The sequence below is a fragment of the Stenotrophomonas sp. GD04145 genome (assembly GCF_029835135.1).
In the GTDB taxonomy this organism is placed as follows: Bacteria; Pseudomonadota; Gammaproteobacteria; order Xanthomonadales; family Xanthomonadaceae; genus Stenotrophomonas; species Stenotrophomonas maltophilia_P.
In genome coordinates this window covers 1-25,272 of record NZ_JAODZG010000015.1, presented here as the reverse complement: position 1 = coordinate 25,272, position 25,272 = coordinate 1, and the positions used below count along the sequence as shown (strand labels likewise).

Sequence of the window (25,272 nt, the reverse complement as noted above, 5' to 3'; positions counted from 1 at the left end):
GCAGTGCAGTTACCTGACCCCGTGCATCATCCGCTTCAGCAGCGGCGCGGCGATGAAGGCCAGCAGGGCGCAGCCCAGGCCGATCCACATCAGCAGCCAGAACAGGTGCGCATACGCACCGGCCGCCGCCGCCATGTCCAGCGTGCCGCCTTCGGGCACATCGATGGCCGCCAGCTTGCCGAACAGCGCGGCAAGCGTCTCGGAGAACGCTGTGGCCAGGAACCAGGTGCCCATCATCAGGCTCATCACCCGCGGCACGGCCAGCTGCGTTACGGCCGACAGGCCTACCGGCGACAGGCACATCTCACCACTGGCCAACAGGAAGTAGGCCAGGACCAGCCACCACACGCTGGCCATCTCGCCGGTGGCGCCGACCTGCTGTGCGGCCAATGCGAGCGGGACGAACGAGAGCGCGCCGATCACCAGGCCCCAGGCGGATTTGATCGGCTTGCCCGGCTCCCAGCCGCGACGGTCCATCCAGGTCCAGAGGGCGGCGAAGGCCGGCGCCAGCAGCACCAGGAACAGTCCGCCCAGATAGGTCAGGGAGCCGGCGGTCTGCGGAATCACCAGGCAGTCGCGCACCAGCAGGACCAGCATCAGCGCGACGATGGCAATGAAGAACCGGCGCGGCGCGGCCGACCCCGGTCGACGCTCGGTCAGGCGCGCGCTGACCACGAAGCCCAGCGGCGCCAGCAGCAACGACAGGATCGACCAGGGCAGCGGCGTGCCGTCAGTGATCACCAGCGAGGGAACGATGTCCTTGGTCAGCAGGCGATCGGTGAACGTCACCCACGAGCCATAGGACTGCTCGTACAGGGTGAAGAACACCAGCGCCAGGAAAATCAGCACCATCAGCGCGATCATCTGCTGGCGCTGCACCGGCGTGCACTGGCTGCCGGTGAACCAGGCGAACCAGACCAGCACGCCTCCCAGCACCACCAGCATCAGCATCAACGCCAGGCTGATTTCGCCGCCCAGAGCGAACGCACCGTTACCGGCGGCCCACATCAGCCACGCCAGTGGCAGCACCGCGAGCACCGCGCACAGATAGATCAGCCATTCACGCGGCAGGCCCAGCACCCGCTGTTTCAGCGCGGCCGGCTGTGGCGGCTCGGCATGCCCGTGCAGGTACTTCTGCCCCCACAGGAACATCGCCAGCCCGGCCAGCATGCCGATGCCCGCCGCGCCGAAGCCATACTTCCAGCCATAGGCCTCGCCGAGGAAGCCGCACACCAGCGACGAGAACAGCGCCCCGAGGTTGATGCCGGCATAGAACAGCGAGAAGCCCGAGTCGCGGCGCGGATCGTCCTTGGCGTACAGCTTGCCGACGATGGTGGAGATGTTCGGCTTGAGGAAGCCCACGCCCATGATGATCAGTGCCAGCGACAGATAGGTCACCGCCAGCGCCGAGGTGTCGCGCACCACTTCACCGTTGACCCGGTATGCCGCGTGGCCTTCGAAGGCCATGCCGAGATGGCCCAGCACCAGCAGGATGCCGCCGAACAGCACTGCACGGCGCATGCCCAGCCAGCGGTCGGCCAGCATGCCGCCGAACACCGGGATGCAGTACACCAGGCCACCGTAGGCGCCAAGCAGGTCCAGTCCGGCCTTGTCGCCGAACAGGTGGTACTTGGTCAGGTACAGCAGCAGCAGCGCCTTCATGCCATAGAAGGAGAAGCGCTCCCACATTTCGGTGAAGAAGCAGACGTAGACGCCCTTGGGGTGGCCAAGGAAGTCGTCGGAAGCGGGAGCGGCAACGGTCATCGACGGCGGGCACTGCGGAAAGGGCGCGATTATAGGCCCGCCGCCGCGCCCGTGGCGGGCAGCATCAGGCCGCGCCCGGCGAGCGGGGTCACAGGTATCGCAGCCAGCCCAGGTCGCGCCGACGCGCCTTGAACCGCGCGAATGCCCGCGTTGGCGGGTACAGCAGCACCGCCAACGCACAGGCCACCAGGATCAGGCCGGCGACCGAATCGAGAGCGTACAGGCTGCCGTGGGTCGGCCCCCAGAACCCGAGCGCCGCCAGATACAGCAGCTTCAGCAGATACAGATGCAGCAGGTAGAAGAACATCGGTGCCGCGCCGATGTCTGCCAGCGGCCTCAACGCGCGTGCCATCGCAGGCCACTCAAACAGGCGCAGCCACAGCAGGCCAACGCCCAGGGTCAACAACAGGAACTGCAGTGATGGCGGGTACTTGGTCACGTTGAACACGCTCATCCAGGTGCGCAGCGCGTCCTGCTGGAACTGCCAGGGCGTATCGCCATAGCCGTTGCCGAACCGCAGCAGGGCGAACATGCCCAGCGCTGCCAGCCCAGCCCACACCAGCCAGCGGTGACGCTGCGCTGGCATGCGGTCCGCCGCGAACCAGGGCCCCATCAGATAGCCGAGCGCGATCACCCCGATCCACGGCAGCACCGGATAGGACGTGCGCAGCCGGAGTGCACCGGCCTCGATCCAGTCCCGCTGGTGCAGCACCTTCCACAGCACCGGCAGCACACCGTCGCCTGCCACGCGCACGCCGTCGAGCAGGTTGTGGCCGGCCACCAGCAGTACCGCCAGCGCCAGCAGCGCCGCGCGAGGCAGCCACAGCAGGCCGGCCAGCGCGACCATGCTCAGGCCGATCGCCCAGATCACCTGCAGGTACACGGTGTCCGGAGGCAGCTGGAAGGTCCAGGCGAAATTCACCAGGGTCAGTTCCAGCACCACCAGGAACAGCCCGCGTTTGAGCAGGAACGCGGCCGTGGCCCGGCGCGGATCCGCCTGGCGCTGGCCATACAGCCAGGCCGACAGGCCGGTCAGCAGCACGAACACCGGTGCGCACAGGTGGGCCAGCAGGCGGCACGCGAACAGCGCGGGGGAGACCGTGGATACGTCCATCGGGTCGCTGACCTGGTGCTGCAGGAAAAAGGTCTCGCGCACGTGGTCGAGCAGCATCAACAGCATGACGGTGCCGCGCAGCTGGTCGATGGAGGTGAGGCGGGCCGGTGGCGGAGAGGGCATGCGGACGGCGATGTCGTTCAATCGAAAAGATATAACATATCGTTTGCGGAATGCCCAGCCGGAATGTGCCGGATGCGTCTGCTGCCTGTGCCTGATCCGTGTCCTGCCTGATCCGCTGGCGCTTGTCATGCTGCGGTGTGCTGGACTTGCCGCCCCCTGAACGCTAGCGTGGCAGGGATTTTTTGCCAGCAGGGGCTCCCATGAACCACGACGCTGCGCCCAAGCAGCTCACCTTCCGCGCAGTGGCCCTGGCCATCGTGCTGGCGGTGGTGCTGTCCGCGGCCAACGCCTACCTCGGTCTGTTCGCAGGCCTGACCATCGCCACCGCGATTCCCGCCGCAGTCATTTCCATGGGCGTGCTGCGCCTGCTGGGCGGTGGCTCGATCCTCGAGAACAACATCGTGCAGACCGGCGCCTCGGCCGGTTCCTCGATCGCCGCCGGTGTCATCTTCACCATCCCCGCGCTGGTGATCATGGGCTACTGGCCGGACTTCAAGTACTGGTGGGTGCTGGGCATTGCCGGCCTGGGCGGCCTGCTGGGCGTGCTGTTCTCGGTGCCGCTGCGCCGCTCGATGATCGTCGAAGATCCTCTGCCCTTCCCGGAAGGCAAGGCGGCGGCGGAAGTGCTCAAGGCCGGTGAGAACCCGGGGCCGGGCCTGAAGATCCTGGGCCTGTCGGCGGTGATCGGCGCCTTCGTCAAGCTGGCCGCGGAAAGCGGCATGCGCCTGATTCCCGATGCCTGGGCCACCTCGGCCTACGTGGGCAGTTCCAAGGTCACCGCCTTCATCGGCACCAACCTGTCGCCGGCGCTGCTGGGCGTGGGCTACATCGTCGGCCTCAACGTCGGCATCGTGGTGGTGTCTGGTTCGATCCTGACCTGGCACATCGCCATCCCGCTCTACCAGGCGTTCTTCATGAACACCGATCCGGCACTGGCCGCGTCGGTGGCCGCTGCGTCCTCCACCGAGGCCGCATTCGCCATCTGGGGCGCGAAGATGCGCTACCTGGGTGTCGGCGCAATGCTGATCGGTGGCATCTGGACCCTGATTTCGCTGCGCAAGTCGCTGCTCAACGGCGTCAAGAGCGGTTTTGCCGCCGCCCGCAAGAGCGGCGGACCGGTGCTGGCGCACACCGAGCGCGACCTGCCGATGAAGTGGATGCTGGTCGCCCTGGTGGTCTTCGTGCTGCCGCTGCTGGCCCTGTACCAGGCCATCGTCGGCCAGTGGCACGTGTCGATCCCGATGACCATCATCATGATCGTCGCCGGCTTCCTGTTCGTGTCGGTCTCGGCCTACCTGGCCGGCCTGATCGGTTCGTCCAACAACCCGGTCTCGGGCATCACCATTTCCACCATCCTGTTCGCCTCGGCGGTACTGGTCGTGCTGCTGGGTGCCGATGGCCTCAAGCCGGTCGGTACCGGCGGTGCACCGCTGGGTGCGGTGGCTGCGATCATGATCGGCGCGGTGGTGTGCTGCGCTGCCGCCGTCGGTGGTGACAATCTGCAGGACCTCAAGGCCGGTTACATCGTCGGCGCTACGCCGTGGAAGCAGCAGCTGATGCTGGGCATCGGTGCGTTCTCCTGCGCGCTGATCATGGCCCCGGTGCTGAACCTGCTGGCCACCGCCTATGGCATCGGCGTGAAGACCGAGCTGCACCCGAACGCGCTGGCTGCGCCGCAGGCCAACCTGATGGCGTCGGTGGCCAAGGGCCTGTTCGGTGGCGAGCTGCCGTGGACCTTCATCGGCATCGGTGCGGTGGTTGGCGCCGTCATCATCGCCTTCGACAGCTGGCTGAAGGCGCGCAACGCGCGCTTCCGGGTGCCGGTGCTGGCGGCCGCCATCGGCATCTACCTGCCGCTGGAGCTGATGGTGCCGATCTTCCTCGGCGGCCTGATCGCTTACCTGGTCGAGCGCTTCCACAAGGTGCGTGCCGATGATGAAGAGGGCCGCGACCGCGTGCACAAGCCGGGCGTGCTGTTCGCCGCCGGCCTGATCACCGGCGAGGCGCTGATGGGCATCGCCATCGCCATTCCGATCGTGGTCAGCAGCCGCGCCGATGTGCTGGCCGTGCCGTTCCATCTGCCGGCCGCGCAGTGGATCGGCCTGGCTGTGCTGTTCCTGGTGGGCTGGCTGATCTACCGCACCGGCAAGTACGCCAAGGCGTAATGCGCGGGGTCGGATCCCTTCCCGCCGGGAAGGGCTCTGACCGCGGTTTGCCGGCGGTGGCCGGGCGGGGGCAGAGCCGATTCCTGCGGAATGGGATCCGACCCCGGGTCCACCCACAAACCGCGCTACGGCGCGGTTTGCTGTTTCTGGCGGCTGCCCGATCACGGCCATGACCGATGGCCTTGGCAGCCCCGGGCTGCGGGGCCTACCATCGCTTTTTTGCCGTCCTGCGGAGATCCCGATGAAACTGCGTCATGCCCTGCTGCCACTGAGCCTGCTGGCCGCTCTGCCCAGCGTCGCCGCTGCCCGTGGCCTGGAGATCCGCGACATGGTGGCCATGGATCGCGTTTCCGCGCCGGTGCTGAGCGCCGATGGCGGCACCGTGGTGTTCGCCAAGCGCAGCACCGACGCCAACCTCAAGGCCAGCACCGCCCTGTACGCACGCAACCTGCGCACGCGTGACGCGGCACCGCCGAAGCAGATCACCCCGGCCGGCTGGAACGTCAATTCCGCCTCGCTGTCGGCGGACGGCCAGACGGTGTACTTCCTCAGTGCCAAGAACGGCAGCCAGCAGCTGTACGCGCAGGCGATCAACGGCGGCGCCCCGCGCCAGCTGACCGATTTCCCGGTGGATGTGGACAGCTACCACGTCTCGCCACAGGACGACCGCGTGCTGTTCAGCGCCGGCGTGTTCCAGGCCTGCGCGTCGGACCTGGCCTGCACCGAGAAGAAGCTGAAAGAGAAGAAGGACGCCAAGGCCAGTGGCCAGGTCTGGGATTCGATGTTCGTGCGCCATTGGGATACCTGGAACGACGGCCGTCGCAACACCCTGTTCGTCGCGCCGCTGCCGGGTGCCCAGGCCGGCCCGGTCAAGGGGGCTTCAGCGCTGAGCGCCACCCTCGATGGCGATGCGCCGTCCAAGCCATTCGGTGGCAATGATGACTTCGTGTGGTCGCCGGACGGCAGCAGCGTGGTCGCCAGCATCCGCGTGGCGGGCCGCGAGGAACCGTGGTCGACCAACTTCGACCTCTATCGCTTCGATGCTGCCGGTCGTCAGGCACCGGTGAACCTGACCGCCTCCAACCCGGCATGGGACGCGGGTCCGGTGTTCAGTGCCGATGGCAAGACGCTGTTCTACCGTGCGATGAAGCGCCCCGGCTTTGAAGCTGATCGCTTCGGCCTGATGGCGATGGATCTGGCCAGCGGCAAGAGCCGTGAGATCGCCCCGCAGTGGGATCGCTCGGCGGGTGGCATCGTGCTGTCCGCCGATGGCGCCAGCATCTATACCACCGCCGATGATCTGGGCGAGCACCCGCTGTTCCAGATCGATGTCGCCACCGGCAAGGCCACCCGCCTGATCGGCGATGGCAGCGTGACCGCCGTCGATGTGGCCGGCACCAGCGTGGCGATCACCCGCAACAGCCTGAAGAGCAACGACCAGGTGCTGGTCGGCCTGCTGCCAGCCGCCGGCCAGCCGATGGGCGAGCTGCGTGCGCTGACACCGTCTGCCGGCGACGTGCTGAAGGACGTCAGTTTCGGCGATTTCGAGCAGTTCTCGTTCAAGGGCTGGAACAACGACACCGTGCACGGCTATGTGGTCAAGCCGCACAACTACCAGGAAGGCAAGTCCTACCCGGTCGCGTTCCTGATCCATGGCGGTCCGCAGGGCAGCTTCGGCAACGGCTGGAGCTACCGCTGGAATCCGCAGACCTATGCGGGCCAGGGCTACGCGGTGGTGATGATCGATTTCCACGGCTCCACCGGTTACGGTCAGGCATTCACCGATGCGATCAGCCAGCACTGGGGTGATCGTCCGCTGGAGGACCTGCAGAAGGGCTGGGACGCGGCACTGAAGAAGTATTCGTTCCTCAACGGTGACAAGGCCTGTGCTCTGGGCGCCAGCTATGGCGGCTTCATGGTCAACTGGATCGCCGGCAACTGGAACGGCCCGTTCAAGTGCCTGGTCAACCACGATGGCGTGTTCGACCAGCGCATGATGGGCTACGCCACCGAGGAGCTGTGGTTCACCGAGTGGGAGCAGGGCGGCACGCCGTACCAGAAGGCGGCGAACTACGAGAAGTTCAACCCGGTCAACCACGTGGCGGACTGGAAGAAGCCGATCCTGATCATCCATGGCCAGCAGGACTTCCGTATTCCGGTCGAGCAGGGCCTGGCGGCATTCACGGCGGCGCAGCGGCAGGGGATCGAGTCGAAGTTCCTGTACTTCCCGGACGAGAACCACTGGGTGCTCAAGCCGCACAACAGCATCCTGTGGCATGACACGGTCAACGGCTGGCTGAAGCAGCATATCGGCGAATAAGCCGGTCCGGCGCCGCCCCCCAGGGCGGCGCTCTGCTTTTTGTAGAGCCGAGCCATGCTCGGCTGCTCTGTGCCTCCTTTCCCGCCAACAGCAGCCGAGCATGGCTCGGCTCTACCCGAGCGCCCGCATGACTTCGAACGCCCTGATCCAGAACGACATCGTGGTCTTCGGCCTGATCGCCGCCACTTTGGGGGCCGTGTTCTGGACCGCCTCGCGCGAGCAGGGGCCGTGGAAGCGCTTCTACACCTTCGTGCCGGCGTTGCTGCTGTGTTATCTCATTCCTGGCATCTACAACACCGTCGGCCTGATCGACGGGCAGAACACCGCGCTGTACAACCCGGTCGCGCGTGACATCCTGCTGCCGGCGGCGCTGGTGCTGCTGACCCTGGCGGTGGACATCAAGGGCATCCTGCGGCTGGGGCCGAAGCTGGTACTGATGTACCTGGGCGCCTCCGCCAGCATCATGCTCGGTGCCGTGGTCGCCTTCCTGCTGATGCGCGCGCTGCACCCGGAAACCATTGCCGGCGACACCTGGGCCGGCATGGCCGCACTGGCCGGCAGCTGGATCGGCGGTGGCGCCAACATGCTGGCGATGCGCGAAGTATTCGACGTCAACGCCACCACCTTCGGCCAGTTCGCCGTGGTCGACGTGGGTGTCGGCTACGTCTGGATGGCGGTACTGATCTTCCTCGCCGGGCGCGCCGCGAAGATCGACGCACGCAGCGGTGCCGATACCTCGGCCATCGACGAACTGAAGGAACGCATCGCGCGCTTCCAGGCCGAACACGAGCGCATTCCCAGCCTGACCGATCTGATGCTGATCGTCGCCGTTGCGTTCGGGGGCGTCGGTCTGGCGCATGCAATCGGCGCGCCGCTGGCGGCCTGGTTCAAGACCCATGTCGGCTGGGCATCGCAGTTCAGCCTGGATGCTCCCTTCGTCTGGGTGGTGGTGCTGTCGACCACGCTGGGCCTGGGCCTGAGTTTCACCCGCGCGCGCACGCTGGAGGGAGCGGGAGCGTCACGTCTGGGGTCGCTGCTGCTGTACTTCCTGATCGCCTGCATCGGCATGCAGATGGATCTGCTGGCATTGCTGGACCGTCCGTGGCTGTTCCTGCTCGGCCTGATCTGGATCGCCGTGCACATCGTGCTGCTGTGGTGCCTGGGCCGGTTGCTGAAGGTGCCGTTCTTCTATTTCGCCATCGGCTCGCAGTCGAACATCGGCGGTCCGGCCTCGGCGCCCGTGGTGGCCGCCGCCTTCCATCCTGCATTGGCACCGGTAGGCGTGCTGCTGGGAACGATGGGCTACGCCACCGGAACCTACCTGGCGTACATCGTCGGCATCACCCTGCGTGCGCTGGCAGGGCAGGGGTGAGGGGGTCAGATCCCTTTTGCTGCGCAAAAGGGATCTGACCCCGTTTCGCGGCGCGTCACGCTACCGGCAATCCACGTTCGATCAGCCAGGCTCTCGCGTCTTCGGCGTCCTGCTCGAACCGCGCCGAGTGAAAAGAGGGGCGCCGCAGAGTTCGGCGCGTCGCCACGCGCCCGTGGCCAACCGCGCCCGCGGCCTTACGCCACTGGCAACCCGCGTTCGATCAACCACGCCTTCGCGTCTTCGGCGTCCTGCTCGAACCACGCTCTCGTCGATCCCAACCGGTACGTATACCCCCACGCATCCATGTCGGCCATCAGCCGTGCGCTGCCGACACCGGGCAGCTGCGCGGCCAGCACGATCTGCAGATAGCACGTGGCATCTTCCTCGGCGACCGAATCAGTGGCATCGGTATGCACCTGCGCGCGCCGCTCCGGCGGCAGCACGATCAGGTGGCAGGCCTCGTGCAGCATCGAATGCACGGGCGTGTCGTCGCGCACATACACGTTGCTGGCGATGATGCCTGCTTCAGGTTCACCCCAGTAGCTGCCGGGAATCGGCTCGCCGGCGGCGACGTGGTGCAGCTCCAGCCCATGCGCGGCAAGCAGGCGCTGTGCATCGGCGAAGGCGATATCGCCCACGCAGGTGATGTCCACGGCGGTTGTCGTGTCAGTCATGCGGAATCGTGCAGCCCCGCCCATGCAGGCACGGGCGGGGCAGGGGGTCAGGGCTTTTCCGGGCCTTCCGGCAGCGCCACGGAGATGTCCAGCACGTCGTGCTGGCCATCCTTGACCAGGTCGACCTTCACCGCGTCGACGTCGATGTTGACGTACTTCTTGATCACTTCGAGCAGCTCGCGCTGCAGCAGCGGCAGGTAGTCCGGGCCACCGCGATGGCTGCGCTCCTGCGCGATGATGATCTGCAGGCGGTTCTTGGCGGTTTCGGCGGTGGTCTTCTTCGCTTTGAGGAAATCAAACAGGCCCATGCTTACCCTCCGAACAGCTTGCTGAAGAAGCCCTTCTTCTCCACGGTGGTGAAGCGCATCGGCCGCTCCTCGCCCAGGATGCGGCTCACCGCATCGTCATACGCCTGGCCAGCGATCGATTCGCCGTCGAGGATCACCGGCTCGCCCTTGTTGGAGGCGTTCAGCACGTCACCCGATTCGGGGATCACGCCGATCGCCTTCAGGCCCAGCACTTCCTCCACGTCGACGATGCTCAGCATCTCGCCGGTTTCCACGCGCGACGGGCTGTAGCGGGTCAGCAGCAGGAAGGCCGGCACGTCCTGGCCGGATTCGGCCTTGTGCGTCTTCGAATCCAGCAGGCCGATGATGCGGTCAGAGTCGCGCACCGAGGACACTTCCGGGTTCACCACCACCACCGCGCGGTCGGCGAAGTACATCGCCAGGAAGGCACCCTTCTCGATACCGGCCGGGGAGTCGCAGATCACGAAGTCGAAACCGTCGGCGGCCAGGTCCTTCAGCACCTTGCCCACGCCCTCCTGGGTCAGCGCGTCCTTGTCGCGGGTCTGCGAGGCAGCCAGCACGTACAGGTTGTCGAAGCGCTTGTCCTTGATCAGGGCCTGCTTGAGGGTGGCTTCGCCGTGCACGACGTTGACGAAGTCGTACACCACGCGGCGTTCGCAGCCCATGATCAGGTCGAGGTTGCGCAGGCCGACGTCGAAGTCGATCACCGCCACCTTCTTGCCGCGCCGTGCCAGGCCGCAGGCCAGGCTCGCGCTGGTAGTGGTCTTGCCGACGCCGCCCTTGCCGGAGGTGACTACGATGATTTCAGCCAAAGGACTTCTCCTGGTTCTGCATGATGTTGGGGCTGCGTCAGTCCAGCGCAGCGATCTTGACCTGGTCCTGTTCCAGCCACACCTGCACGGCCTTGCCGCGCAGGTTGTCCGGGACATCGTCCAGTACCTTGTAGTGGCCGGCAATGGCCACCAGTTCCGCATGGAAATCACGGCAGAAGATGCGTGCCGCGGTGTTACCCTGGGCACCCGCCAGCGCGCGGCCGCGCAGGGTGCCGTAGATATGGATGCTGCCGTCGGCGATGACCTCGGCACCGGCGCCGACGGTCGCCATGACCGTCAGGTCGCAGTTCTCCGCGTACAGCTGCTGGCCGGAACGTACATTGCCGAGCTGCATGCGGCCCGGTTGCGGTGCCGAGCCCTCGGCCACCCTGGCCACCGGAGCGGCCGGGGCCGGCTTCGGTTCAGCGCGGGCGGCGCGGCGCGGCTCCGGCGCAGGCGCAGGCGCAGGCGGCGGGGCCGGCTCGGTCTCGACACGCTCGTACTGGGCGCGGAACTTGGCCAGCAGCGGCAGGCCGAGCTGCTGCGAGAGCTGGTCGACCGCACTGGTGCCATAGGCCAGCGCCACCGGCAGCACGCCGGCGCTGCGCAGTCCATCGACTAGTGCCTGCGCGGTGGCCACGTCCGGTACCTGGCTGAGGCCGCCGAAGTCCAGGATCACCGCGGCACGGCCGAACAGTTTCGGGGCGCGGGTCACCCGTTCGCGCATTTCCTGCACGAGTCGTTCGACATCGAGGGTCCGCACGCGCAGGTTGGCGATGCCGACCTGGCCGATCTTCAGTTCACCTGCCTGTTCGTAATCGAAATTCACCGCCACGCTCAGGTCCCCGTCGGCCGCTGTGCCTGCGCCGGCAGCTGCCGGTCGCGTGTCCATGCCACATCCGGCAGCTTGCCGCCGTAGGTCTCCTGTACCCACGGGTAGCTGCACAGTTCCTTGGCCAGCATGCTGGCGCGCACATCGACCTGCGGCATGGTGTTCTGGCCCAGCTCGCGGAAGCCGAAGCTGCCGTGGAACAGCAGGGCGGCATCGGCACCATGGTCGAGGAAGACTTCGCAGGTCATCTGCGGGTAGCGCAGCTCGGCGAAGCTCTGCGCATCGGCGTAGAACGCCCGGCCGACGCCACCACCGCGGCGGCGACTGGCGACCACGATGCGGTCGATATAGAAGAACGGGGTGTCCAGCTGCTGCTTGAACCAGGCGAAGTTGCTGCTGTCGTGCTGGCTGTCGCTGCCGAAGCCGATCAGGAACCCGGCCAGGTTGCCGTCGCGCTCGGCGACGCGGAAGTACTCAGCGGTTTCATAGAACAGGCGCAGGCGTGCGGCATCCAGCGGAAGGATGGCCAGGCCAGCGTTGTTGTTCAAAGCCAGGACGGAATCGAGCTCGTGCTCGCGCACGTCGCGGATGACAATCGACATTGTGACTCCGTGGGGTAACGCGGTTGGTCCTGCAACGGACCCTGCGCACGATTATTGCATGGGTGGCTGGCGGGGGCACGCCCGTCGCCATGACTTCTGCCCGGGGGCAGGAGCGCTGGTTCAGCCTAAGATGCCTCCATGTTGGGATATCTCAGCCAAATCCGAGTCCTGCGCCTGGCCGGCCTGTTCACCTGGGTCATGGTCGGCCTGCCCGTGGTGTATTCCCAATACGAGTCGATGCTGCGGCACGGGGGCAGCGGCATCGACAGCTGGTCCCTGTGGCTGTTTGCCGCCTACCTGTTCTTCGGCGCCGGCTACTTCTGGCTGACCCGTGGCCTGCGCGACAGCAGCCAGGCCGCCTGGTACGACCGGGTGGTGCTGGTGGTACTGACCGGCTCGGCCCTGGGCGTCAGCTACCTGAGCGGTTCGGGCCTGGGCAGCATCCTGATGATGGTGGCCGCCGGGGTGATCCCGTGGATGCTGCCCGTGCGCAGTGGCGTGATCTGGTTGCTGCTCAGCCAGCTGGCGGTGCTGCCGGTCTACTATCTGATCCTCGACATGCCGTTGTTCGAGGCACTCATGCAGTCGCTGCTGTATGGCGGCTTCTCCATGTTCATGTTCGTGACCAGCCTGGTCGCACGGCAGCAGACCGACGCCCGCGACGAGCAGCGCCGGCTGAATGCGGAGCTGAGGGCGACCCGCGCCCTGCTGGCCGAGAGCGCACGGGTCAACGAGCGCACCCGCATCTCGCGCGAGCTGCATGACCTGCTGGGGCATCAGTTGACCGCGCTGACCCTGAACCTGGAAGTGGCCGGCCATCTCGCCGAAGGCAAGGCGCTGGACCACGTGAAACGCTCGCACACGCTGGCCAAGCTGCTGCTGGGCAATGTGCGCGAAGTGGTCAGCCAGCTGCGCGAGACCAGCGCCATCGACCTGGCTGCTGCGCTGCGCCCGCTGACCGAGAACGTGCCCTCGCTGGACATCCAGCTGGACATCGAGGATCCCCTGAACGTGGAGGATCCGCAGCGGGCCCACGTGCTGCTGCGCTGCACCCAGGAGATCATCACCAATACGGTGCGCCACTCCGGGGCCCGTCATCTGTGGATCCGGGTGTACCGTGAGGCGCCGGACCGGGTGGTGGTCGAGGCGCGCGACGACGGCGTCGGCGCGGAAATGGTCAATGTGGGCAATGGCTTGCGCGGGATGCGCGAGCGCCTGCAACAATGCGGTGGCCAGCTGCAGGTGGAAACCCGCCCCGGCGAAGGCTTCTGCCTGCGTGCGACGGTGCCGGCAACCGTGCTGGTGGCCGCCCTTACCAAGGTTCCTGAAGGAGTGCGTTGATGATTCGCGTCTGCCTGGTCGACGACCAAACCCTGGTGCGGCAGGGAATCCGCTCGCTGCTGGCGCTGGACGACGGCATCGAGGTGGTGGCCGAGGCCGGCGACGGCCGGCAGGCGGTCGAACTGGTGCCCCAGGTCCGTCCGGATGTGGTCCTGATGGACATGCGCATGCCGGTGATGTCCGGGCTGGAGGCGCTGCAGGTCCTGTCGCGGCTGGAACAGCTGCCGCCGACCATCATCCTGACCACCTTCGACGACGACCAGCTGGTGCTGGCGGGCCTCAAGGCCGGCGCCAAGGGGTATCTGCTCAAGGACGTGACCCTGGACCAGCTGGTGGGCGCCATCCGCACCGTGGCTGACGGCGGATCGCTGGTGCAGCCGGCGGTGACCCAGCGGCTGCTGTCCGGGCTGGAACACATGCGCAATGATTTTGTCAGCCTGGACCGGCCGGACCCGCTGACCGACCGCGAGACGGAGATCCTGCGGCTGATGGCCAGCGGCTTCTCCAACAAGGAGATCGCCAATTCGCTGGGCGTGGCCGAGGGCACCATCAAGAACCATGTGTCCAACATCCTGTCCAAGCTGGGCGTGCGCGACCGTACGCGGGCCGTCCTGAAGGCGTTCGAACTGCAGCTGGTCTGACGAAAAGCCTTTTGCGGCAAAGGTTTGGCCGGCATTCCCGGGCCCCGGGGCGGGTTGCCCCCTACATGCGGGGCGGCCGGATGCGCTACCCTGCCAATCCTTTGTCCATACAAATACGCAGCCGGCAGGGAAACCGGTGCGCCAATCGCGATAAACAATGCCCGCGAAGCCTGCTAGGATTGGCGCTTCGCTTCAATCAACCCGGCCGTGGGATCGGCCCCGGAGACTCCTGAATGACCCGTATTATCGAGTTCCTGATCGCCTTGGGGATCGTGGCTGGCCTGTTCGTCATCATTGGCGTATGTCTGCCGGGCGAGCGCCACATCACCGAAAGCATCGAGACCAACCGCAAGATGACGATCGTGTACGACACGGTCAGCAGCCTGCGCCGCTTCAAGGACTGGAACCCGCTGGTACTGCGCGATCCCGCCGTTGAACTGAAGCTGTCCGGCCCGGCCTCCGGCGTCGGTGCCACCCTCGACTTCTCCTCCAAGGACCTGGGCAACGGTTCCTGGAAGGTGACCGAGGCCGAAGAGAACAAGCGTGTTGTGATCGCCATCGAAGACCCGACCAAGGGTCACGACAAGGTCACCACCTTCAATCTGGAGCCGACCGGCAAGGGTGGTCGCAACGTCAAGATCACCCAGGACTACTCGGTGAAGTACGGCTTCGACCTGTTCGGTCGCTACGCCGGCCTGTATGTCAGCCGCCAGATCGGCGACGACATCAAGCTGGGCCTGTCGCGCATGGCGAACATGCTGGCCACCGTGCCGAACGTCGACTACCGCACTCCGGAAGCGCCGCTGACCGATCTGGGTATCGTGCAGGTGCCGGCCGAAGACCTGCTGGTCGTCAACGCCGGCAACGTCGACCGCGGCCAGGACACCATCACCAAGTCCATCAAGGACAACCAGGAGTGGATCAAGCGCGTGATGGAGGCCAATGGCCTTGAAGCCGCCGGTCCGTTCCGCATCATCACCACCGATTTCGGTGCCGAGAAGTACGCCTTCGACATCGCACAGCCGGTGAAGAAGAAGGGTACCGAAGGCGCCACCGGTGAGGAGCTGACCGTCAAGATCGACGGTGGTGCCCCGGTCAAGTACGTGCATGTCGCCCCGCATCGTTCGGCGCATGCGGCCTACACCGGTCACATGGCCGGCCTGGACGTGGCCCGCAACGGCCTGCGTGCGTGGGCAGTGACCTCGGGCAACGAAGTCATCGACCGTCCGTACGAATCGTGGAAGGACGGCGTGGACAAGTCGTTCACCCAGGAAGGCACCTACGACATCTACTGGGCCGTCAAGTAAGCGCTGGCTGACCCATGTAGTGTTGGACACGAAAACGCGCCGCTTCCTGCGGCGCGTTTTTTTTCATCCCGCGTCCGCCGCCGGGCGGGCGCCGCGCAAGGAGCAGTCATGTTCAATCTGGAACGACGTGCGCGTAAGCCCTCGCTGCTGGCCTGCATCGGTGCGCTGTTGGCGGCCGCTTCGATCGGCCTGTCGGCCTATGCCTCGCATGGCGTGTCCGATCCGCAGGCGCAGCAGCATCTGAACATGGCGGCGCTGTATGCGTTCGCCCATGGTGCCGTGCTGGTTGCAGTGGGACGGCGCGCGCAGGGCGTGATCGCACATCTGGCGCTGTACGTGCTGCTGCTGGGCGTCGGGCTGTTCTCCGGCAGCCTGGTGGGCAGCGCGCTCTGGCAGTGGCCTACCCGGCTGGCGCCTGTGGGCGGCACCAGCCTGATGGTGGGATGGGTGCTGCTGGCGATCGACGCCCTGCGGCGGTGAGGGCAGTGCGGGGAGGGGCTCAGCCGTTGGCCGGTTTCCAGCACCAGTGCCAGGGCTCGTAGACGATCCCGTGCGGGTTGCCGCGCGGGTAGCTCAGGTGGAATCCATGCCCGCGGGCGTGCGCCTGCAGCCACGCGAACGCATCGGTACGCTCGAACGATTCCTCTGCAGGTGCATCGCCCGGGGTGCCGATATCCAGCGCGTGCCCGCTGTGGTGTTCGCTGAAGCCCGGCGCGGCGTTGACCTTCAGGATCTCCGCCACGCTCAGGCCGCGGCCGCGCTTCCGCTCGAAGATTCCCAACTGGTACGCATGGCTGCGGAAGCCGGAAATGGCATCCAGGGCAACGCCATCGCGGGCCGCGTGCAGGCGCATCCGCCGCCACCCCTGCGCCGCGTCGCGGCGCAACCACAGGGGCCGCGAAAAGCGATCGCGGCCGGCGAAATGCAGCAGGCACGGCTCGGCTTCCAGCGGCAGCCCGGTGTCATCCGCGTAACCCTGCGCATCCAGGCCAAGGTGCTGCAGGCGTTGCTGCAAGCCCGCCAGGGGCAGCCATCGCTGCTCCAGTGCCGCAGCGAAAGGGCGTGACGCGCGGGCATCCAGCAGTGCCAGCGCCTCCTCCACGCCAGGCTCGTGCGGCAGACGCGGCACCAGCGAATGAACGCCCTGCGTCAGCACGGCGGCCAGATAGCGGCCATCGCGCTTGCGCCGCAGCACCCAGCGGGCCCGCGCCAGCAGGCGTGCATCGAGGTTGCTGCGCGCGCGCAGCAGATCGGCCGGCCACAGTTCGATGGCCTCGGTGTTCAGCAGCAGCAGCGGTCGGCGATGCATGTCCGCAGCTTACTGCCGTGGCGCGGCTGCGGCCACCTTGCGCAGGGCGTCAAGCAATGCCTGTGGGCGTTCCATGCTCAGCAGCAGGGTGCTGCCGCCGCGCACCGGGATCGCCAGCGTGCGGTGACGGTCGGTGACCAGGGCGAAGCCCTTGCCGCCGCCCTGCAGCCGCATATGCCCGGAATAGAAGCCGGGCATCGAGTAGCCGTTGGTCTTGAAGCGGATGCCATAGCGGCGGTCCTGCGCCAGGTCCACTACCTCGGCCTGGTCCAGCAGCATGTCGCGCACCGGTGTACGCCGCCGGTACAGCGTCGAGCGCACATCCAGCACGCCACCCACCAGCTCCACGCGGCGGCGGAAGAACGAAGTGCCCAGGCCCACGCCGATCAGCACCAGCACGGCGATGCTCCATGCCGCGCTGCCGTTCATCAGGAAGAACGGCGGCGACAGGGTGACTTCCATCCATGGTGCAGGCGCACGCGTGCGGCTGAACTGCACGTACACGCTGATGACCAGCACGGCCAGCACCGGCAACAGCACCCACAGCACGCGCAGGGGTGAACTGCCAGCCAGCTCGAACGGACGGGCTTCATTGGGGCTCATCGTTGTGCCTCCACCCATCGGGCGATGTCATCGATCAACCCCGCATCGACATGGCCGGGCCGGGTGTACTCCTTCAACGAACTCGGGCCGCTGCCAGCGATGCCGATGTGGTTCAGCGCCGGATAGGTCCGCCACTGCACATCGTCGCGCCGGGCGAGGGCCTTCTGCCAGAGTGCCCAGTCGGCATCGGGAACCTGGAAATCGCGCCCGCCATGCAGCATCAGCAGCGGTGCGCGCAGCCGCTGTGCATCGGCGCGGGCATCTACGGCTTCGATGCTCTTCCAGAAGGACTGCGGAACGCCGAGTGGCAGTTCGCTGGCGGGTACCGGCGTGCTGCCACGTGCTGCGGCGATCTGGCTGTCCAGTTTGTCCAGCAGCGCCTGACCGGCCGCGCTGATGTCGCCGTCCAGGCTCAGCAGGTAGCGGTTCTGTTCCGGCAGCAGGTCCAGCAGCGTGCGCGCGGGAGCGGCCCACAGGATGGCGCCACGCGCCTGTGGCCAGCGGCTGGCGATGCGTGGCGCAAGCATGCCGCCCTGGCTGTGGCCGAGCACGAACACGCGGCGGCCGTCGATGCGCGGGTCGCTGGCGACGGCCTCCAGTGCCGCCACCGCATCGTCGGTGGATTCGTCATCGACAGTGAAGGTGCCGCTCTGGAAATCCTGGGGCCGGGCGAGAGTGCGCTTGTCGTAGCGCAGTACCGCGATTCCGTGCGCGGCGAGGCCACGGGCGATATCGAGGAAGGGACGGTTGCCGCCGATGGTTTCGTCACGGTCCTGCGGGCCCGAGCCGTGCACCAGCACCACTGCCGGGAACGGGCCTTTGCCCTTGGGCAGCGCCAGCGTGCCGGGCAGCGCACCGCGTGTCTGCGGCACACTGAAATCAACTTCGCTGTAGGTCGCATCGGCCGGCGGCGGCGGTGCCTTGGCCGCGGGGGCGGGGCGCAGCAGCAGGCCGGCGACCTTGTCCTGTGCATCCACGGCCACCTGCGCGATCACCGCGCCACCGGTGAACTGCAGCGGAACTTCCACCAGGTGCAGGCCTTGCTGCTCGCTGCTGCGGGCCTGGCCGCGCTGCTGCAGTTCGCCCAGGGACCGCCACACGCTGTCGAGCTTCTCGGCGGGAACGGCACGGGCCATCTGCGGGGTCAGCATCGCCTCCGCATCGGCGATGCGGCCGGCCTGCAGGTGGTCCAGCAACCGGGCGGCAACCTGCTGCGGTTCGGCGGCGAATGCGCCACCGCTCAGCAGCGCCAGTGACAGAGCGAACAGCGAACGGCGGGTCTGCATGGTCAGAGCTCCTTCTTGAAGACCAGCACCGCTGCGCTCATCGGCGCGGGGATCACGATGTTGACCAGCTCCCAGCCAAGCTGGCCCTGCTTGTTCAACGCCTCCTGCACGGCTTCGGTCTTCATGCTGCCCATCAGCGTCGAGGGCACTTCCAGGGTCTGGTACGTCCAGCGCTTGCTCATTCCTTCTCCTCCTGAGGTGGCTTGGGATGCGGCAGCCTGCCGGCCTTGCGCAGCGCGTCGCGCAGCAGGTACTCGATCTGCGCGTTGAGGCTGCGCAGTTCGTCGTCGGCCCAGCGCTGCGCCGCGGCCAGGACGTCGGCGTTGATGCGCAGTGGATAGGCTTTCTTCTCGCTCATGGATGCTCCTGGCGGGGCGGTGGGGCGCCCCGTTGCGAGGGTGATTCAGTACAGCGAACCGGCGTTGACGATCGGCTGCGTGCCCCGGTCCGAACACAGCACGGTCAACAGGTTGCTGACCATGTGCGCCTTGCGTTCCTCGTCCAGATGCACCACGCCGTTCTTCTGCAGTTCGCCCAGGGCCATCTCGACCATGCCGACCGCACCGGCAACGATGCGCGTGCGTGCCGCGATCACCGCGTTGGCCTGCTGGCGCTGCAGCATGGCTTGGGCGATTTCGGCAGCATAGGCCAGGTGGCTGATGCGTGCGTCGATCACCTGCACGCCGGCGTCGGCCAGGCGCTCGGCCAACTCGTTCTTCAGGTGCTGGGAGATCTCGCTGGCGTGGCTGCGCAGCGCGAGCTGGCCCTCTTCATGCTGGTCGTAGGGATAGCTGGTGGCCATCGCGCGCAGCGCCGATTCGGACTGGATGTGCACGAAGCTCTCGTAGTCGTCCACGTTGTAGACCGCTTCGGAGGCATCGACCACCTGCCAGACGATCACTGCGGCGATCTCGATCGGGCTGCCATCGAGCTCGTTGACCTTCAGCTTACCGCTTTCGAAATTGCGCACGCGCTGGCTGACGTGGCGCTTGCTGTAGAAGGGGTTGTTCCAGCGCAGGCCATTGTCTTTCACGGTGCCGACGTACTTGCCGAACAGGCTCACCACCGCGGCCTGGTTCGGCTGCACGGTGTACAGGCCCGCCAGCGCGAACAGCGCCACCACCGCGACCAGCGCGCCAACCAGCATCATCAGCAGGTTGGGGGAGCCGGTCGACGCCTTGGCGGCGATGCCCAGCACGAACAGCACACCGCCGAAGACGGCGACGAGCAATGCGCCCGCCAGAGTGCCCAGGCCGTTGAGGGAGGACAGCGACTTCTCTTTCATGGCAGTACGTCCTTGAGGGTTCGAGGCTACGATATCAAATTGATATCAGATGGCGACTACCGTTCGTCGGGAACCGCCGCTGGACCGGCTAGAATGCCCACCCGCCTTCACATCACTGCCGGACCCTTCCATGGCCAAGCTCGGAACCCCCCTCTCGCCCTCCGCCACCCGTGTGCTGCTGCTGGGCTCGGGCGAACTCGGCAAGGAAGTGGCCATCGAGCTGCAGCGGCTGGGCGTGGAGGTGATCGCCGCCGACCGCTACGCCGATGCGCCCGCCATGCAGGTCGCGCATCGTTCGCACGTGATCGACATGCTGGATGCGATGGCGCTGCGTGCGCTGATCGCCCAGGAACAGCCTCATCTGGTGGTGCCGGAGATCGAGGCGATCCACACCGAGACGCTGGTACAGCTGGAACAGGAGCAGGGCCTGCGGGTGATCCCCACCGCGCGTGCCGTACGCCTGACCATGGACCGTGAGGGCATCCGCCGCCTGGCCGCCGAGACGCTGGGCCTGCCAACCTCGCCCTACCGCTTTGTCGATACCGAGGCGGAGTACCGCGCCGCCGTGGCCGCCATCGGCCTGCCGTGCGTGGTCAAGCCGGTGATGTCCTCCTCGGGCAAGGGACAGAGCACGCTGCGCAGCGAAGCGGACATCGCGCCGGCCTGGGAGTATGCGCAGACCGGCGGCCGCGCGGGCGCCGGCCGCTGCATCGTCGAGGGATTCATCGATTTCGACTACGAGATCACTCTGCTGACCGTGCGCCATGCGGCAGGTACCTCGTTCTGCGCGCCGATCGGTCATCTGCAGAAGGACGGCGATTACCGCGAGAGCTGGCAGCCGCAGCCGATGTCGGACAAGGCGCTGGCGCGCGCGGAGGAGATCTCGCGTGCGATCACCGATGACCTGGGTGGCTGGGGCCTGTTCGGCGTGGAGCTGTTCGTGAAGGGCGATGAAGTGTGGTTCAGCGAAGTGTCCCCGCGCCCGCACGACACTGGCCTGGTGACGCTGGTATCGCAGGAACTGAGCGAGTTCGCGCTGCACGCACGCGCCATCCTGGGCCTGCCGGTTCCGGTGATCCGCCAGAGTGGTCCGTCGGCATCCTGTGCATTGCTGGCGCAGGGCGAAGGCGTGCCGTACTTCAACAACGTCGCGGCCGCACTGCAGGTGCCGGATACGGCCGTGCGCCTGTTCGGCAAGCCGAGCGTGCACGGTCAGCGCCGTGTCGGCGTCACCTTGGCGCGCGCCGACACCATCGACGAGGCGCGCTCGATCGCCCGTGATGCCGCCGACGCCATCGGCGTCGAGCTGCGCCCGTAAGCCGGTAGCGCCGGGCCGCGCCCGGCGGCTTTCTGCAAGGCAGAGCAGCGCGCCTGGCGCCTGGGGTCACTTCACATCCACCCACACCAGGTGGTGGTCGCTGCCGTCGGCAATCTTCGCTTCAGGGCTGTTGCTGGCTGGCCAGAACACGCCACTGCCCACGTACTGGAACCCGGTGGAAGGCAGCACGTAATCCAGTCGCAGGGTGCCGGACTTCGGGCCAAAGTCGCCGGTGGCGTGGAAGGGCGCACCCTTGCGCACGATGCCCTTGGCGGCATAGGCGAGGCTGGTTTCCTCACCCCCCGCGCTGCGCGGGGTGGGGTAGCGCAATACGCGTGCGTTCTCGATCAGTTCGACGATCGCCTCGTGGCGGCCATCGCCGTCGACCGGGTCGTTGTTGAGATCGCCGAGGATCACGAAGCGTGCATCCTGCGCCAGACCTCCGCACTGGCCCTTGTCGTCGCACAGCCAGGGCTTGTCACCCGCGGTGAGATACTCCTGCCACAGGCGCAGTTCGTCGTGGTTGCGCGCCGCGTTGCGCTTTTCCGGGCCGTCGAACACCGGCGGCGTCGGGTGCGAGACCAGCGCATGCACCACGCCTGCCGGGGTCTGCACCGGTACATCCCAGTGCGACTTCGACGACAGGCGCAGCTGCGACCACACGGCGTCGCTGTAGAAGCTCTGCCCGCTGCGCGGATCGACCGGACGGATCGCGCCCGGCATCGTGCTCCACTTCAGCAGCTGGAAGCTGCGTACCTTGGCTTCATCGATCGGGTAGCGCGACAGCACCAGCATGCCGTACTGGCCCGGGTGCAGGCCGTAGCCCCAGGCATCGTTGCCACGGCTGCGACCTTCGCCGCCGACCACGCCGTTGTTGTCCAGGTCCAGGCCACTGGGCACGCCGGTGTTGACCGGGGCCAGGTAGCGGTAGGCGAAGTGCAGCGGCGCGCCGCCGCCCGGCTGCGCCACTTCCAGGTAGCGCTTCTGGAACAGGTCGGCGGCGCGATGGGCGTCGTCGAAATCGAATTCGTTCAGCAGCACCAGGTCCGGGCGCACCTGCTGCAGCACGGCGGCAATCTTGCGCGCATGCGCGCTGTCGCCTTCAAGCTCCCTGATCAGGCCGCCGGCCTCATCGGAGTACAGCGACGTGTTGTAGGTGGCCAGGCGCAGCGATGCGGACGGTGTTTCGGTCATCGCAGGGGTCCTGGCAAGAGCAGGGGCCGCAGCGCCACACAGCAGGGCCAGGGCAAGAATCAGGGGTTGGGTGTTCATGCCGCCTATTGTGCACCCCGCCCGGTGTCAGCGGTTTGTCAGCGGCCGTCCAGATCGCGGTCGAAATCGTGCCAGCGACGGCCATCATAGGCCTCCAGCGGACGGAAGCGGCGCTTGTAGTCCATTTTCTGGTGTTCACGGATCCAGTAGCCCAGATAGACGTGCGGCAGTCCTTCGCGACGCGCCCATTCGATCTGCTGCAGGATGGCGAACGTGCCCAGTCCCCGCGCTGCGTGGTCTGGATCGAAGAAGGTATAGACCGCCGAAAGGCCGTGCTCGGTGACATCGGTGACGGCCACTCCGAGCAGCTGGCTGGGCCGGCCATCGTGGCCCGGCAGGCGCATCTCCAGGAAGCGGGTGTGCGACCAGCTGCCGATCAGGAACTGCTCGAACTCATGCGGGCCATGATCGTCCATGCCGCCGTTGGCGTGGCGGTGCACCAGATAGCGGTGGTAGAGGGCAAACAGATCCTCGCGCGCAGTGGCGGCGGTGATCCGCACCTCCAGGTCGGCGTTGCGGGTGGCGCAGCGACGCTGGCTGCGGTCCGGTGCGAACCGGGCCACCGGAATCCGTACCGCCACGCAGGCATGGCACTGCGCGCAGTGGGGCCGATAGACCAGGTCGCCGCTGCGGCGGAAGCCCCAGCTGAGTGCGAGGGGATACAGGCCGCCCAGGCGACGGTCGTGGGGATCCATCACCAGGTCGCGCGCCACCCGGTCCGGCCAGTACCCGCAGGGGTGCTCGCCGGTCTGGAACAGCCGCAGTTCGTCGTCTCTGTCGCCGTGGATCGCCATGGCCACAGCATAGCCCCAGCGTGTCGCAATGAACGCGACTGTCCGCCGGATGAACGGAGCTGGCGACCGCGTCAACCGCCGTCGCGGCCGGGCGTTGTTGTCATTCGAGGGTGAACTGATCACCCCGACGCAACCTCATCCCCAGGAGTGACCTCATGATCCGTACCCCCCTGCTGCTGGCCCTGCTGCTTGCCACGTCCGCCTCCGGTGTCGCGCTGGCGGCGACTCCCCCGACCGCACCGGCACAGCGTCCGGCCAAGCTGGACACCAACGGTGACGGTGTCATCGACCGCAGCGAGGCCGCTGCCAACCCACGTCTGGCGGCCAAGTTCGACGAACTGGACCGCAACAAGGACGGCAGGCTGTCGCGCGATGAAATGCCGCGCGGGCAGCATGGTCGTCGTGGCGGCCATGGCGGCGAGCGCTGGGCCAGGCTGGACACCGACAAGGACGGCCGCATCAGCCGCGAAGAGGCCAAGGCCGATCCGCGCCTGGCGGCACGTTTCGACCAGCTCGATCTCAACAAGGACGGCTATCTGGACAAGGCTGATCGCGAGCTGCGCATGAAGCAGCATCGCGACGCCTGGTTCGCCGCTGCCGACACCAACAAGGACGGCCAGTTGAGCAAGGCCGAATTCGATGCGGCGAAGGGCTCGATGCATGGCGGCCCGCGCCACGGGGGCCCGCGTGACGGCGCCGCACCGAAGCCGCAGCGCTGATCGCGGCGTAACGTTAGACGACGACGCCGGCAGACTGCCGGCGTCGTCCGTTACAGGCGACCGCTGTCGAGCAGCGTATAGGCCACCAGGGCGATCACCAGCAGGTTCATCGCGATGATGGCGCTGCGGCCGTACATCGCTTCGTACTTCCAGTTGATGCCCTGCCGCCCGCGCCGCGCTGCGTCGCGCACGATCAAGGGCCGCATCAGGCGCTGCAGCGGTCCCAGGCACTGGTAGTTGACCGCGCCCAGGCCGATGGCCATGACCACCAGGTGTACCCATACCGGCGTCTGCAGCAGCACGACCAGCAGTATGGACAGGCAGCAGGCCATCACGGTCCAGGTGTTGAGATGGACGAAGCGCCGGACCTGGGCCCGCTCCGGTTCCGTTTCGGCGTAGGACAGCAGGAAGCGACCGCCCAGGTAGCTGCCCAGCACGCCGCCCAGCACGGCACCGGCGATCGCTGCCCAGTTGTGGGCCGGGACCAGATGCAGGTGCCCCAGCGCCGCTGTCAGCGATCCCATCGCGGTACCACCGGCTGCGCTGGCGCCGCCCAGCCCCAGCTTGCTGCCGCCAATGCCCACACCGGTGCCGAGCAGGATCGCGGCACTGGCCGTGCCGGGCGCAGCAATCAGCACCATCGAGACCACAGTGGTTGCGAAGGCGGCGCTGGGTGCGCTGCTGCGCGCGAATTCGCCGAAGCGCTGCAACAGTCCCTCGCGGACCTGCGCGCGGGCCCGCGACAGGCGCTTGCGCACCGCCGCATCACTCAGGCCCAGCAGGTCCGCCACCTGCTGCGAGCGCTGACCTTCCCGGTAGTAAAGCAGCAGGACTTCGCGGCTGTCGGTGGGCAGCGCCGAGATGATGTCCTCGGCGGCAACCTCCTCTTCCAGTCGCTGCAGGCGGTCGGCGGCAGTCGGCGAGGGGTCGGCCGCCATGCCCAGCGCAACTTCGGCGGCCTCGCCGCTCAGGGGCCTGCCGCGTTGTGCACGCAGCCAGTCGCGCGCGAGGTTGCGGGTGATCTGTCGCAGCCAGGGCAGGAAGCTGGTGGAACTGCGCAGCTGGTGCAGCTGCTGCCAGCCCTTCACGAACGCTTCCTGCGCGATGTCCTCGCTGGCCTGGCGATCGCCGGTGATGGCCAGGGCGATGGCGGTCACGGTGTTCTGGCAGGCGAGCACAATGCGCCCATAGGCGTGCTGGCAGCCACTGCTGGCCGCCGGCAGCTCGCGTTCAAGCGTCTCGTCGATCGTTGCAGCGAAAGTCGTCATGGCGGCAGCTCCTGCTGGATTGTGTCCCAAGACGGAGCTGCGC

25 protein-coding genes are annotated in these 25,272 nt (G+C 67.0%); 9 read left to right on the top strand and 16 right to left on the bottom strand.

Annotated features, from left to right (window positions below; translation table 11 throughout):
• Window positions 1-9: 9 nt before the first annotated feature.
• Both N7367_RS10040 and N7367_RS10035 read right to left on the bottom strand, forming a co-directional pair.
• Window positions 10-1,764, bottom strand: coding sequence for an oligopeptide:H+ symporter (locus tag N7367_RS10040; protein ID WP_279942295.1), 1,755 nt, complete (start codon window positions 1,762-1,764; stop codon window positions 10-12).
• An 88-nt stretch (window positions 1,765-1,852) separates the two neighbouring features.
• Window positions 1,853-3,001 (bottom strand): heparan-alpha-glucosaminide N-acetyltransferase domain-containing protein, encoded by a 1,149-nt coding sequence (locus N7367_RS10035; RefSeq protein WP_164151812.1) that lies wholly within the window; start codon window positions 2,999-3,001, stop codon window positions 1,853-1,855.
• Between the two features lie 200 nt (window positions 3,002-3,201).
• Here N7367_RS10035 and N7367_RS10030 point away from each other — a divergent pair, with 200 nt between their 5' ends.
• The 3 genes from N7367_RS10030 (at window position 3,202) to N7367_RS10020 (ending at window position 8,858) form a co-directional block, all read left to right on the top strand.
• Window positions 3,202-5,166 carry an oligopeptide transporter, OPT family gene (locus tag N7367_RS10030; RefSeq protein WP_053516183.1) on the top strand — a complete coding sequence of 655 codons (1,965 nt, stop codon included), beginning with the start codon at window positions 3,202-3,204 and terminating at the stop codon, window positions 5,164-5,166.
• Between the two features lie 241 nt (window positions 5,167-5,407).
• Window positions 5,408-7,486: a S9 family peptidase gene (locus N7367_RS10025; protein WP_053516182.1), complete on the top strand. Its 2,079-nt coding sequence runs from the start codon at window positions 5,408-5,410 to the stop codon at window positions 7,484-7,486.
• 127 nt (window positions 7,487-7,613) lie between these two features.
• Window positions 7,614-8,858 (top strand): DUF819 family protein, encoded by a 1,245-nt coding sequence (locus tag N7367_RS10020; RefSeq protein WP_279942293.1) that lies wholly within the window; start codon window positions 7,614-7,616, stop codon window positions 8,856-8,858.
• A gap of 194 nt (window positions 8,859-9,052) precedes the next feature.
• On the opposite strand, the gene N7367_RS10015 is transcribed toward N7367_RS10020, so the two are convergent.
• The 5 genes from N7367_RS10015 to N7367_RS09995 are packed head-to-tail and all read right to left on the bottom strand — an operon-like array spanning window position 9,053 to window position 12,086.
• Window positions 9,053-9,532 (bottom strand): hypothetical protein, encoded by a 480-nt coding sequence (locus tag N7367_RS10015; protein WP_065182371.1) that lies wholly within the window; start codon window positions 9,530-9,532, stop codon window positions 9,053-9,055.
• A gap of 47 nt (window positions 9,533-9,579) precedes the next feature.
• On the bottom strand, window positions 9,580-9,840 hold the full coding sequence (minE, locus tag N7367_RS10010) for a cell division topological specificity factor MinE (RefSeq protein WP_053516176.1): 261 nt from the start codon (window positions 9,838-9,840) through the stop codon (window positions 9,580-9,582).
• Between the two features lie 2 nt (window positions 9,841-9,842).
• A complete protein-coding gene (gene minD, locus N7367_RS10005; protein WP_053516174.1) occupies window positions 9,843-10,652 on the bottom strand; it encodes a septum site-determining protein MinD in 810 nt (269 codons plus the stop codon).
• Window positions 10,653-10,689: 37 nt separating this feature from the next.
• Entirely contained in the window at window positions 10,690-11,544 is an 855-nt protein-coding gene (minC, locus tag N7367_RS10000; RefSeq protein WP_279942292.1) for a septum site-determining protein MinC, read from the bottom strand.
• A complete protein-coding gene (locus N7367_RS09995) occupies window positions 11,490-12,086 on the bottom strand; it encodes a GNAT family N-acetyltransferase (protein WP_053516169.1) in 597 nt (198 codons plus the stop codon). The genes minC and N7367_RS09995 overlap by 55 nt, the downstream gene beginning before the upstream one ends.
• A 138-nt stretch (window positions 12,087-12,224) precedes the next feature.
• Here N7367_RS09995 and N7367_RS09990 point away from each other — a divergent pair, with 138 nt between their 5' ends.
• From N7367_RS09990 to N7367_RS09975, 4 genes are all read left to right on the top strand, one after another.
• Window positions 12,225-13,427: a sensor histidine kinase gene (locus N7367_RS09990; RefSeq protein WP_053516166.1), complete on the top strand. Its 1,203-nt coding sequence runs from the start codon at window positions 12,225-12,227 to the stop codon at window positions 13,425-13,427.
• Window positions 13,427-14,068 (top strand): response regulator transcription factor, encoded by a 642-nt coding sequence (locus N7367_RS09985; RefSeq protein ID WP_053516165.1) that lies wholly within the window; start codon window positions 13,427-13,429, stop codon window positions 14,066-14,068. The genes N7367_RS09990 and N7367_RS09985 overlap by 1 nt, the downstream gene beginning before the upstream one ends.
• A 233-nt stretch (window positions 14,069-14,301) precedes the next feature.
• Window positions 14,302-15,375 carry an SRPBCC family protein gene (locus N7367_RS09980; protein ID WP_053516163.1) on the top strand — a complete coding sequence of 358 codons (1,074 nt, stop codon included), beginning with the start codon at window positions 14,302-14,304 and terminating at the stop codon, window positions 15,373-15,375.
• A gap of 108 nt (window positions 15,376-15,483) precedes the next feature.
• Complete coding sequence (locus N7367_RS09975) at window positions 15,484-15,855, top strand: DUF423 domain-containing protein (protein ID WP_128989324.1); 372 nt, start codon at window positions 15,484-15,486, stop codon at window positions 15,853-15,855.
• A 19-nt stretch (window positions 15,856-15,874) separates the two neighbouring features.
• Here the strand turns inward: N7367_RS09975 and N7367_RS09970 are convergent, their stop codons facing one another.
• Genes N7367_RS09970 through N7367_RS09945 form a run of 6 tightly spaced genes read right to left on the bottom strand, consistent with a single transcriptional unit; the run spans window position 15,875 to window position 19,858 of the window.
• Entirely contained in the window at window positions 15,875-16,684 is an 810-nt protein-coding gene (locus tag N7367_RS09970; RefSeq protein WP_193396415.1) for a M15 family metallopeptidase, read from the bottom strand.
• A gap of 9 nt (window positions 16,685-16,693) precedes the next feature.
• A complete protein-coding gene (locus N7367_RS09965; protein ID WP_053516158.1) occupies window positions 16,694-17,287 on the bottom strand; it encodes a PH domain-containing protein in 594 nt (197 codons plus the stop codon).
• Window positions 17,284-18,573 carry an alpha/beta fold hydrolase gene (locus N7367_RS09960; protein WP_197600834.1) on the bottom strand — a complete coding sequence of 430 codons (1,290 nt, stop codon included), beginning with the start codon at window positions 18,571-18,573 and terminating at the stop codon, window positions 17,284-17,286. Before N7367_RS09960 ends, N7367_RS09965 begins: the two co-directional genes overlap by 4 nt.
• A 2-nt stretch (window positions 18,574-18,575) precedes the next feature.
• The gene (locus N7367_RS09955) at window positions 18,576-18,755 is read right to left on the bottom strand and encodes a DUF4177 domain-containing protein (RefSeq protein WP_053516154.1); all 180 of its coding nucleotides are present in this window, start codon (window positions 18,753-18,755) and stop codon (window positions 18,576-18,578) included.
• Window positions 18,752-18,931: a hypothetical protein gene (locus N7367_RS09950; protein ID WP_053516152.1), complete on the bottom strand. Its 180-nt coding sequence runs from the start codon at window positions 18,929-18,931 to the stop codon at window positions 18,752-18,754. Before N7367_RS09950 ends, N7367_RS09955 begins: the two co-directional genes overlap by 4 nt.
• A 45-nt stretch (window positions 18,932-18,976) precedes the next feature.
• Window positions 18,977-19,858, bottom strand: a complete 882-nt coding sequence (locus tag N7367_RS09945) for an SPFH domain-containing protein (protein ID WP_279942291.1) — start codon at window positions 19,856-19,858, stop codon at window positions 18,977-18,979.
• Between the two features lie 130 nt (window positions 19,859-19,988).
• On the opposite strand from N7367_RS09945, the gene purT reads away from it, so the two are divergent.
• A complete protein-coding gene (gene purT, locus N7367_RS09940; RefSeq protein WP_279942290.1) occupies window positions 19,989-21,176 on the top strand; it encodes a formate-dependent phosphoribosylglycinamide formyltransferase in 1,188 nt (395 codons plus the stop codon).
• A gap of 66 nt (window positions 21,177-21,242) precedes the next feature.
• On the opposite strand, the gene N7367_RS09935 is transcribed toward purT, so the two are convergent.
• Entirely contained in the window at window positions 21,243-22,448 is a 1,206-nt protein-coding gene (locus N7367_RS09935; protein WP_279942289.1) for an endonuclease/exonuclease/phosphatase family protein, read from the bottom strand.
• Window positions 22,449-22,486: 38 nt separating this feature from the next.
• Complete coding sequence (locus N7367_RS09930) at window positions 22,487-23,242, bottom strand: arginyltransferase (RefSeq protein ID WP_053516144.1); 756 nt, start codon at window positions 23,240-23,242, stop codon at window positions 22,487-22,489.
• 155 nt (window positions 23,243-23,397) lie between these two features.
• On the opposite strand from N7367_RS09930, the gene N7367_RS09925 reads away from it, so the two are divergent.
• Window positions 23,398-23,961, top strand: coding sequence for an EF-hand domain-containing protein (locus N7367_RS09925; protein ID WP_279942288.1), 564 nt, complete (start codon window positions 23,398-23,400; stop codon window positions 23,959-23,961).
• A 50-nt stretch (window positions 23,962-24,011) separates the two neighbouring features.
• On the opposite strand, the gene N7367_RS09920 is transcribed toward N7367_RS09925, so the two are convergent.
• The gene (locus N7367_RS09920; protein WP_111186573.1) at window positions 24,012-25,229 is read right to left on the bottom strand and encodes an RNA polymerase sigma factor; all 1,218 of its coding nucleotides are present in this window, start codon (window positions 25,227-25,229) and stop codon (window positions 24,012-24,014) included.
• Window positions 25,230-25,272 lie beyond the last annotated feature (43 nt).

Bases quoted from the DNA above. Each gene is read 5' to 3' on its own strand.
- N7367_RS10040 (WP_279942295.1), bottom strand. From the start codon at position 1,764: ATGACCGTTGCCGCTCCCGCTTCCGACGACTTCCTTGGCCACCCCAAG.
- N7367_RS10035 (WP_164151812.1), bottom strand. From the start codon at position 3,001: ATGCCCTCTCCGCCACCGGCCCGCCTCACCTCCATCGACCAGCTGCGC.
- N7367_RS10030 (WP_053516183.1), top strand. From the start codon at position 3,202: ATGAACCACGACGCTGCGCCCAAGCAGCTCACCTTCCGCGCAGTGGCC.
- N7367_RS10025 (WP_053516182.1), top strand. From the start codon at position 5,408: ATGAAACTGCGTCATGCCCTGCTGCCACTGAGCCTGCTGGCCGCTCTG.
- N7367_RS10020 (WP_279942293.1), top strand. From the start codon at position 7,614: ATGACTTCGAACGCCCTGATCCAGAACGACATCGTGGTCTTCGGCCTG.
- N7367_RS10015 (WP_065182371.1), bottom strand. From the start codon at position 9,532: ATGACTGACACGACAACCGCCGTGGACATCACCTGCGTGGGCGATATC.
- minE (WP_053516176.1), bottom strand. From the start codon at position 9,840: ATGGGCCTGTTTGATTTCCTCAAAGCGAAGAAGACCACCGCCGAAACC.
- minC (WP_279942292.1), bottom strand. From the start codon at position 11,544: ATGGACACGCGACCGGCAGCTGCCGGCGCAGGCACAGCGGCCGACGGG.
- N7367_RS09995 (WP_053516169.1), bottom strand. From the start codon at position 12,086: ATGTCGATTGTCATCCGCGACGTGCGCGAGCACGAGCTCGATTCCGTC.
- N7367_RS09990 (WP_053516166.1), top strand. From the start codon at position 12,225: ATGTTGGGATATCTCAGCCAAATCCGAGTCCTGCGCCTGGCCGGCCTG.
- N7367_RS09985 (WP_053516165.1), top strand. From the start codon at position 13,427: ATGATTCGCGTCTGCCTGGTCGACGACCAAACCCTGGTGCGGCAGGGA.
- N7367_RS09980 (WP_053516163.1), top strand. From the start codon at position 14,302: ATGACCCGTATTATCGAGTTCCTGATCGCCTTGGGGATCGTGGCTGGC.
- N7367_RS09975 (WP_128989324.1), top strand. From the start codon at position 15,484: ATGTTCAATCTGGAACGACGTGCGCGTAAGCCCTCGCTGCTGGCCTGC.
- N7367_RS09970 (WP_193396415.1), bottom strand. From the start codon at position 16,684: ATGCATCGCCGACCGCTGCTGCTGCTGAACACCGAGGCCATCGAACTG.
- N7367_RS09965 (WP_053516158.1), bottom strand. From the start codon at position 17,287: ATGAGCCCCAATGAAGCCCGTCCGTTCGAGCTGGCTGGCAGTTCACCC.
- N7367_RS09960 (WP_197600834.1), bottom strand. From the start codon at position 18,573: ATGCAGACCCGCCGTTCGCTGTTCGCTCTGTCACTGGCGCTGCTGAGC.
- N7367_RS09955 (WP_053516154.1), bottom strand. From the start codon at position 18,755: ATGAGCAAGCGCTGGACGTACCAGACCCTGGAAGTGCCCTCGACGCTG.
- N7367_RS09950 (WP_053516152.1), bottom strand. From the start codon at position 18,931: ATGAGCGAGAAGAAAGCCTATCCACTGCGCATCAACGCCGACGTCCTG.
- N7367_RS09945 (WP_279942291.1), bottom strand. From the start codon at position 19,858: ATGAAAGAGAAGTCGCTGTCCTCCCTCAACGGCCTGGGCACTCTGGCG.
- purT (WP_279942290.1), top strand. From the start codon at position 19,989: ATGGCCAAGCTCGGAACCCCCCTCTCGCCCTCCGCCACCCGTGTGCTG.
- N7367_RS09935 (WP_279942289.1), bottom strand. From the start codon at position 22,448: ATGAACACCCAACCCCTGATTCTTGCCCTGGCCCTGCTGTGTGGCGCT.
- N7367_RS09930 (WP_053516144.1), bottom strand. From the start codon at position 23,242: ATGGCGATCCACGGCGACAGAGACGACGAACTGCGGCTGTTCCAGACC.
- N7367_RS09925 (WP_279942288.1), top strand. From the start codon at position 23,398: ATGATCCGTACCCCCCTGCTGCTGGCCCTGCTGCTTGCCACGTCCGCC.
- N7367_RS09920 (WP_111186573.1), bottom strand. From the start codon at position 25,229: ATGACGACTTTCGCTGCAACGATCGACGAGACGCTTGAACGCGAGCTG.